An 8,512-nucleotide genomic window follows, 5' to 3' on the forward strand; every position below is an offset into this window, starting at 1 on the left:
CTCCGCCGGCCGGTCGCCCGTCAGGCAGAGCGCGCCGAGATTGACCAGCGCCTCCACCCCCGACGGCGCCAGGGCGAGCGCCCGCCGGTGGCTCCGCTCCGCCCCCGCCCGCTCCTCGCGGTCGGCGAGCAGATGCCCCAGATGGGTGTGCGCAACGCCGAGCGACGGGCGAACCCGCAGGGCGCGCCGTACGCAGGCTTCCGCATTGCCGCGGTCGCCCCGCGCCCGCAGGAGGGCGGTGCGGTTCAGCCAGTGCTCCGCCCCATCGGGGCAGAGCAGGACGGCGTTGCGCTGCGCCGCCAGGGCGGCATCCTGCCGGCCCGTCGCCTGACAGGCATCGGCCAGGGCGGCGTGGGCGGCGGCGTTGCCGGGATCGGCCTTCGCCGCGCGGGCCAGGACCGCCGCCGCCTCTTCGGCATCGCCCCGGCGAAGCCGCAGAACGCCCAGAAGATGCAGGGCCACGGGGTGATCCGGCACGGCGTCCAGCGCCGTCCGGCAGAGTTCCTCCGCCTCGCCCGGCGCACCGGCGCGGTAGCGGGCGATGGCGTCGGCCACCAGCGCCGCCGCGTCGACGGGCGGACGGGGTGGCGGCACGGCCTCCGCTGCCGACCGGCGCAAGGCCAGGGCGATGCGCACCATGACGCCGTCCAGCGTCTCGCCGGGCCGTGGCTGGAACAGGCGCATCGTCGGGAACCAGGGGCGGACGCCGGTGCCGAGCTGCGTCCAGTCGCGGGTGCCGATGCGCCAGACCGGCACGCCCAGGGCGCCGGCCAGTTCGCCCGCCGACATGGCCGGGGTAATTACGAGGTCGAGCGAGGCGGTCAGCGCCGCCGCGCCTTCAAAGTCGTCCTTCAGGTTCAGGTCGTCCCAGCGGTGGACGGTCACCCCGAACCGTTCCTCCGCCGCCGCGATCTCCGCCGCGCAGTCGCCGTATTGGAGGTTGACGAAGACCATCCCCGGAAGCGCGAACAGCGGCGCGAAGGCGTCCAGCGTGATGTAGGCGCTCCGGCGTTCGGTCGTCATCAACTGGCTGCGCCACGCGATGCCGACCTTCAGCCCCGGCCCCAAAGCCGCCAGCCGCTCCCGCCAGCGGTCCAGGCGGGCGGGATCGGGGACCAGCCAGGGCCGGGCCGGAAAGCTCGCCACATCCGGACGCAGAAGGCGCGGGAGGGCACCCGCGGCGATCTGGGCGTCACAGTCCGGGGGAACCAGCGTCTCCGTCCCGTCGGGGGTGGCGGTTTCCGCCCGGACGGTGGCCCAGGGGAAGGAGCGGGCGAACAGGCTGGCCAGCCGGTGGTCGCATTCCAGGATCACCCGGCCGACCCGCCCCTCCGCCACGCGCTCCGCCAGGGCGGGATAGCAGGAAGCGAACATCAGCTCGTCCCCCACCCCCTGCTCCCGCCAGACCAGAAGCCGGCGGACGGGCGCTGCGCCGTCCTGCCAGAGCGGCACCGCGATGGTGCGCTCCGGACGATCCTTGGCGCGGAACCGGTCCCGGTAGGCGTCCCACCCCTCCCGGAGATTGCCCTTGGCGAGGCTGACCAGGGCGAAGTTCAGCCGTGCCGCCGCCAGCGACGGGTCGATGTCCAGGGCGCGGCGCAAGGTGTCCTCCGCCTCGTCCACGCGCGCCGACTGCCATTGCAGCATGCCGAGATTGGCATAGGCTTCCGCATGGCGCCCGTCGATGGACAGCGCGCGGCGATGCGCGGCCTCCGCCTCGCCGGTCCGCCCGAGGAGATGAAGGGCGAGGCCCATGGCGGTGAGCGCCGTCGGGCTGCGCGGCGCCAGACGCACCGCGCGCCCGTGCAGGTGCAGCGCTCCCGGCCAGTCGTCCCGATCCTGAAGAACGTTGCCGAGGTTGGTGTAGCTGTCTGGATAATCGGGCTGGGCGACCAGCGCCCGGCGGTACAGCGCGGCGGCGGCCTCCACCCGGCGGGCGGCCCGGCGGGAGTTGCCGAGGTTGTTCAGCGCCTTGCCGTAATCCGGCTGTATGAGGAGCGCGCGCTGGAAGACGCGCGCGGCCTCCTCCGGCCGGTCCAGCCCGTCATGGCCGGTGCCGAGATTGCTGAAGGCCACCGCATCGGCGGGGCGCAGCGCGATGCATGTCCTCAGCGCGGCCACGGCGGCGGCATGGTCGCCCAGATCGAGCAGAGCGACACCCAGATTGTTCCAGGCTCCCGCCACCAGCGGGTCCTGGGACAGCGCCTGCCGGTAGTGGGGAACCGCCGCCTCAAGCCGTCCATCTCCTTGCAGCGCGCTGCCCAGATGGAACAGAAGCCGCGCGTCCCGCCCCGGTCCGGCGTCCGCCGCCGGGGCCAGCACCGCCGCGGCCTCACCGAAAGCGCCCCGCTCGTTCAGAAGCGCACCCAGTTCCCGCGCCACTTCGCGATCCGTCGGGTCGTCGGACAGCGCCCGGCGCAGGCACATTTCCGCATCGGAATGGTTCAACGCGCGCAGCACGAGCGCCAGGCTGCGCCACGCCTCGGCATGGGCCGGCTGTGCCTGCACCACCCGGTAGAAGCACAGGGCGGCCTCGTCCAGACGGCCACGGCGCCGATACAGGACGGCCAGATTGAAACACGCCGCGGTGCGTCCGGGATCGAAGCGCAGCGCCTCGGCATAGGCCGCGATGGCCTCGTCGATCCGCTCCTGCGTCTGAAGAAGGAGACCGAGGTTGCCGAGCGCTTCCGCGTAGCCGTCCTGAAGGGCGATGGCGCGGCGGTAGGCGCAGGCCGCCTCGTCGGAATGGTTCCGGTCGGCCAGAAGGTTGCCCAGGCTGTTGTAGGCCGGGGCGAAGGACGGATCGGCGGCCACCGTCACCCGGAAGCACAGCCTCGCCAGCGCCTCATGACCGGCCTGATAGGCGGCGATGCCGTAAAGGTGGCGGGCATCGGCGTGGACGGGGTCGGCGGCCAGGATGCGCCGGTAGACATGCCGCGCCTCGTCCAGATTCCCCGCCCGGTGAAGGGCGATGGCGTCGGCCAGAAGCGCGTCCGTGGATTGCCCGCCGCAATCCTGGGCTTCCGTTCCGATCACGGCGCCGGGTCGGTCGCCGGGCTGTCCGCCGCGCCTTCGGCGTTGGGTGAGGCGTCGGAGCCGCCCTTGAACATTTTCCGGCAGATTTTCAATGCACGGTAGTAATTGCGCGCCTCCACCAGCCGTTCGATCTCATCGAGGTCGTCACGGCAGTCCGGGCGGGCCTCGCGCGTCTCGGCCAGGATCGAAGCGAAGCGCTGCAGGTTGAGCACCGCATCTTCCGGGAAGATATAGACGAGCTGGATGACGAAGTAGAGTTTCTTTTCGATGCAGTCGATCTGCTCTTCCTTCAACACCTCACGACCGCGAAGGAAGTTGGCCGTGTTGTAAAGAAAGAACGAACCGGGACGATCACCAGCCCCGATGACTGCACCGTTGATGATGACCTTTTCGTTGGGGCGGAGAACGAACTTCAGAGGCATGAAACGGACCCGGTTCTTGTCTCGGCAACGCGCGGAAGCGGGAAGCGCAATCCGGAGGGCGCAGCACCAAATGAAACGGGCGGCGGCTTGCGCCGCCGCCCGCCGGGCGTGATCCTACCCGAAGTCTCAGGCTTAGAACAGACGCAGGATCGACTGCTGCGACTGGTTGGCCAGCGAGAGGGCGATGGTGCCGAGCTGCTGACGGGTCTGCAGCATCAGCAGGTTGGCGCCTTCCTCGTTCTGGTCGGCCAGCGTCAGCTTGCTCGCACCTTCCGTCAGGACGTCGCTGAACTCCTTGGTGAAGTTTTCGCGGGTCGTGATGACGTTCAGGTTGGTGGACAGCGTCTGCGACGACGACCGCAGCGTCTGCTTGGCGTAGTCGATGCTGGCAACCGCCTTGTCGATGTCGGCGCGGTCGGTCCAGTCGTTCTGCGCGTAGTCCATCCGCAGGCCCTGGCCGCTGGTGGTCAGGTTCTGGGCCTTCACCGTGATCGCGTTGGTGTTGCGCTCGTTGAGCTGCACCGTCAGATCGTTCGAGGTGTTGGCGTCGGTCACCTGCACCGACACGAGGTTGGCCGCGGAGTTGGCCGAGGCCGCCTGCTTGATCGACTTCTGATCGACGTTGAAGCGCACCGTGCCGGTGTCGAACGCGAAGGCGTTCTCGCCGTTCGACAGCTTGCCTTCACCGCGGTTGGACGTGCCGTCGCGGGTCACCGTGGCGCCGCTCAGGTTGCTGACCGAGATCTGGATGTCCACCTTCTTCTCGATGGTGGAAACACCGTTGCCGCCGTTCGCCGCCTGCTCCAGAAGCTTGCGGTCCACCGTGAAGGACACGATGGTGCCCGACGCGAAGCTTTCGGAGATGCGCTTGGTCAGCGCGTTCTCGGAGGTCGCCTTGACGGTCATCTCGCGGGCGGCGTTGGTCGCCGTCGCGCCGGACAGGGTGATCGTGCCGGTCGAGCTGACCGACACCGTCTGGACGTCCTTGCCGCTGAGGCGGCCGTTGGTGCCCAGGGCGCTGGAGATCGACGCCTGGAGCCGCTTGGCGATGTTGGTGTGGGCGTCCTGGCCGACCGCCACGTCGCCGGCGGTGGCGGTGTAGGTGAAGGTCTGGTCTTCCACCGTGATGGTGAAGCTGTCGCCGGCTTCGACCGTGCCGCCCAGCGTCACCTTGGTGACCTGCGCGTTGCCCGAGGTTGCCGCCTTCGTGGTGTTGGCCGCGATGGACTGGCTGTTGTCGAAGTAGGTGACCGTGCGCGACTCGTTGCCGTCCGTGACGATGAAGGACCGCTCGCGGCCAGCCGCGCCGCGGACCTCGATCTGCACGTCGGAGAAGCTGCCCGCCGACGTGGCCATCGTGCCGGACAGCTTCAGGCCGACCAGGCCGTGGGCCATTTCGGCGCTGTTGATGTCGCCGGCCGCACCCTCGATCGAGCCGTCGCCCTTGACGCGCACCGTGTAGGTGTCGGCCGACACCACGTTGGTGACGCGGGCGTTCTCGATGCCCTGGATGGTATTGACGGCCTGACGCGACGCGCTGGTGGAGTCCATGCGCAGGCCGTTGCCGGCCAGCAGGTTTTTGCCACCGTAGGCGGAGTCGCCGGCCAGCTTGTCGATCTGTTCCTTCAGCGCGTTGAACTGCGAGGCCAGCGACTTGCGCGTGGCGACGGAGCCGGCGTCGGTGCCCAGAGCGGAATAGGCGGCGGTGGTCAGACCGCGAGCCTGCTCGATCATGTCGTCGATCGAGGTCAAGCCCTTGTCGGCGGCCTTGATGGTGCTGATGGCCTGACCCATCGTGTCCTTCAGCGCGGTCAGGTCGCCCGCACGCTGGGTCAGACCCTTCGCCGCGAAGAACGAGGTCGGGCCGTCGAGGGCCGTGTTGATCTTGTTGCCGGTGGCAAGGATGTTCTGCTTCTTCGCGATCGAGTCCTGGACGCCCTGCAACTGGAGCAGGTTCGTACGCATCGACGAAGAGAGGGAGATGTCGCTGGCAGCCATGGAAGTCACTCCTTTTGGAGGATGTCAGTCCGTGCGGCGTTGCACACACGGAGAGGGACTAATTCCCTCGGGCTGCAGGTAGGCAAAAAACGGGCCAGATCGAAATTGCCGCCCGGGCGAGGCAATTCCTGCCTCCGGGCAAATCAGGACCCGGCAATTTTTGCCGGGTAGTCGGCAGAAATTGCCGGGCGCCCGGCACCCTTTGCCGGTTGCGCATCCGACCCGGCAGATTCTGCCGGGCTTGCAGCGAGCGTCATCACCTCGCAGACCGCGAGCGGGCCGGCGGTCAGCGCCACGCTTCCCCAGGACCAGCCGACCCCGAAGCCCGAGAGCAGCAGGCGCAGCGGCGCGGCGCACAGCGCCGTCCCCAGTTCGGAGGCCAGCGCCAGGGGAATGGAGGCGGAGCTGGTGTTGCCGTATCCCGCAAGCCCGATCACCGTCTGGCCGGGGGTGGCGCCGAGCTTCTGGGCCAGATGCCGGATCATCTGGGCGTTGGCCTGATGCAGGACGAGACGGTCCACGGTTTCCATGGTCCAGCCGGCGCGTTCCAGCGCGGCGCGGATGTTGCCCGGCACCTCGCGCAGGGTGAAGGCGAACACCTGGGTGCCGTCCATGAACAGGTGCGCCGGCTCGCCGGGATGCCGCAGGCCGCCGCCCGGCACGGCGAGATAGGGGGCGCCGGCGCCGTCGCTTCCCAGCACGAAACTCATCGGGGCCGCCCCCTCCTCCGCCACCAGCGCCGTGGCCGTGGCGGCGTCCCCGAACAGCGGCGCCACCGCGCGGTCCTCGGGATCGAGCACGCGCGACGTGGTGTCCCCGGCGATCAGCAGGGCGCGCCTGCCGCCCGCGGCCTTCAGCATCGCCGACGCGGTCCACAACCCGTGGACGTAGCCGGAGCAGCCGAGCGTCAGGTCCAGCACCGCCGCCCCCTTGCCCAGCCCCAGCCGGCGGTGGAGCAGATAGCCCGACGCCGGCAGGACGTGGTCGTGGGTCTGCGTGACCATGACCAGCAGATCGACGCTGTCCGCCGCCCAGCCCAGCCGGTCGAGCAGGCGCCGCGCCGCCGCCTCTCCCAGGTCGGAGGTGCATTGATGGGAAGGCACGAGGTGGCGCGCCTCGATGCCGGTGGCCTTGGCGATCCGGCGGGCGGCGTCCTCGCCGAAGCGGGCAGCCAGATCCTCCACCGTCTCGCGCCGTTCCGGCACACAGGCGACGAGGCCGGAGAGGCCGACGCCCTCGATCACGCTGGCCACCATGGGGCGTCTCCTTCCGTCAGCCGGTGATGCCGCCGTCCACGACGATGGTCTGGCCGGTCACGAACCCGGCCCCGTCGCCCAGCAGGAAACGGACCACCGGCACCACGTCGGCCACCTCGCCCAGCCGGCCCAGCGGCGTGCGCCGCACGATCTGGTCGCGCTGCCCCTCGGCCAGGGTGCCGGACATCTCGGTGGCGAGATAGCCGGGCGCCACCGAATTCACGGTGACCTGGAGCCGCCCGACCTCGCGGGCCAGCGCGCGGGTCAGCCCGTCCAGCCCGGCCTTCGACGCCGAATAGGCGGACAGCCCGGTGTAGCCGCGCTGCCCGATGATCGAGGAGATGTTGACGATCCGCCCCGGCCCCCGCTTCACCAGCTTGGCGCGCAGGAAGGCGCGGGCGACCTGGATGGCGCCGGTCAGGTTGACCTGGACGACCTCCTCCACGTCGATCTCGGGAAAGGTGGCCAGCACCCCTTCACGGGCGATTCCGGCGTTGTTCACCAGCCCCCACAGCGGCGACGCCCCGCCCCACTCCAGCGCGGCGTCCACGAAGGCCCGGACCGCCTCCCCGTCACCGATGCGGCAGGGCCGCCAGAACAGGTCCGGTCCGGCCAGCCGTTCCAGCGCCTCGCCCGGATTGCGGCTGCAGGTGGAGACGCGGTGGCCGTCGGCCAGCAGCGCCTCGACGATCCCCAGCCCCAGCCCGCGGCTGCCGCCGGTGACGATGACGTGCCGTTTGCCGCTCATGCCGTTCCCTTCCGCGTCTTCTTGCCCGCCGCCCCCAGGGCGATGCGGTCGGTCATGGTCACCAGACGGGGCCGCGCGGCGGGTGGCAGTTCCGCCACGGCGGCGCGGATCGCGGCGCGCAATTCGGCCTCCCCCACCCCCGGCGCCGGGACCACCAGGGCGGTCAGGATGTGGCCGGTGACCGGATTCGCCGCCGCCTGGACCAGCGCGTCCTGCACCCCCGGCACGTCGAGCAGCACCTGCTCCACCGCCTCCGGGGAGACCTTGACCCCGCCGACGTTCACCCGCCCGTCCAGCCGCCCGGCGAACAGCGCGCGGTCGCCGCGCACCTCCACCACGTCGCCGGTGGACAGCCAGCCGCCGTCATGGCCGAGCATGGCGCGGGGGCTGTTCACCTCCAGCACGCCGTCGCGCAGGCGCAGCCCCACCCCGTCGATGCCGTCGCACAGCCAGGCGGCGGGAAAGCCGGCCTGCCCGTCGCCCACCGCGAACAGGGCTCCGGCCTCCGTCGAGGCGTAGATGTGCCGCCGCCGGGCGTTCGGGAACCGCTCCGCCAGCCGGTCGAGCAGCGGCTGGTCCGCCACCTCCCCGCCCAGCGTGACGGCCATCAGCGGCGGCGCCTCCCCGTCGAGGGCGAGCAGGAAGGCGCGCCAGAAGCTGGGCGTCGCGCTGATGTGGGTCACCCCGTGCCGCAGGGCGAGGCGCGCCAGCTCCGCCGCCCCGGCATCGGGCGCGGACACCAGGGTCGCCCCCGCCGCCAGCGCCGTCAGGATCACCTGAAGCCCGGCGAAGGCCGCCGGTTCATAGGCCAGCAGCCAGCGCGCGTCCGGGTCGCCGCCGCCGCGCAGCCGCCCGCGCAGCCGTTGGAAGTCGTGACGCACCAGCTTCGGCGTTCCCGTGGTGCCGGAGGTTTCCAGAAGCACCGCGAAACCCGGTTCCGGGTCTGCCGCCACCGGGGCGGTGCCGCGGCGCGACAGCAACAGCTCCACCCCGGCCCGCTCGGCGGCGACCAGGGCCGCCACCAGCGCCGGCACCCCCTGCGGCGGCAGCAC

Annotated in this window: 6 protein-coding genes; all 6 read right to left on the reverse strand. The window is 70.9% G+C overall.

Going from position 1 to position 8,512, the window contains the following annotated elements; all coding sequences use genetic code 11:
• Nucleotides 1-3,036, reverse strand: a 3,036-nt coding sequence (locus QSG27_RS25800) for a tetratricopeptide repeat protein (protein WP_306711243.1), incomplete at its 3' end; no start/stop codon positions are given.
• A complete protein-coding gene (locus QSG27_RS25805; protein WP_306711244.1) occupies nucleotides 3,033-3,458 on the reverse strand; it encodes a flagellar biosynthesis repressor FlbT in 426 nt (141 codons plus the stop codon). The genes QSG27_RS25805 and QSG27_RS25800, both read right to left, overlap by 4 nt.
• Before the next feature lie 132 nt (nucleotides 3,459-3,590).
• Complete coding sequence (locus QSG27_RS25810; RefSeq protein WP_306711245.1) at nucleotides 3,591-5,456, reverse strand: flagellin N-terminal helical domain-containing protein; 1,866 nt, start codon at nucleotides 5,454-5,456, stop codon at nucleotides 3,591-3,593.
• A gap of 143 nt (nucleotides 5,457-5,599) precedes the next feature.
• On the reverse strand, nucleotides 5,600-6,712 hold the full coding sequence (locus QSG27_RS25815) for a 3-oxoacyl-ACP synthase III family protein (protein WP_306711246.1): 1,113 nt from the start codon (nucleotides 6,710-6,712) through the stop codon (nucleotides 5,600-5,602).
• Nucleotides 6,713-6,728: 16 nt separating this feature from the next.
• Nucleotides 6,729-7,460 carry an SDR family NAD(P)-dependent oxidoreductase gene (locus QSG27_RS25820; protein ID WP_306711247.1) on the reverse strand — a complete coding sequence of 244 codons (732 nt, stop codon included), beginning with the start codon at nucleotides 7,458-7,460 and terminating at the stop codon, nucleotides 6,729-6,731.
• Nucleotides 7,457-8,512 (reverse strand): ANL family adenylate-forming protein (locus QSG27_RS25825; protein WP_306711248.1); only part of this gene is annotated, 1,056 nt, incomplete at its 5' end. The genes QSG27_RS25825 and QSG27_RS25820, both read right to left, overlap by 4 nt.

It is taken from the genome of Azospirillum isscasi (genome assembly GCF_030849505.1).
Classification (GTDB): domain Bacteria; phylum Pseudomonadota; class Alphaproteobacteria; order Azospirillales; family Azospirillaceae; genus Azospirillum; species Azospirillum isscasi.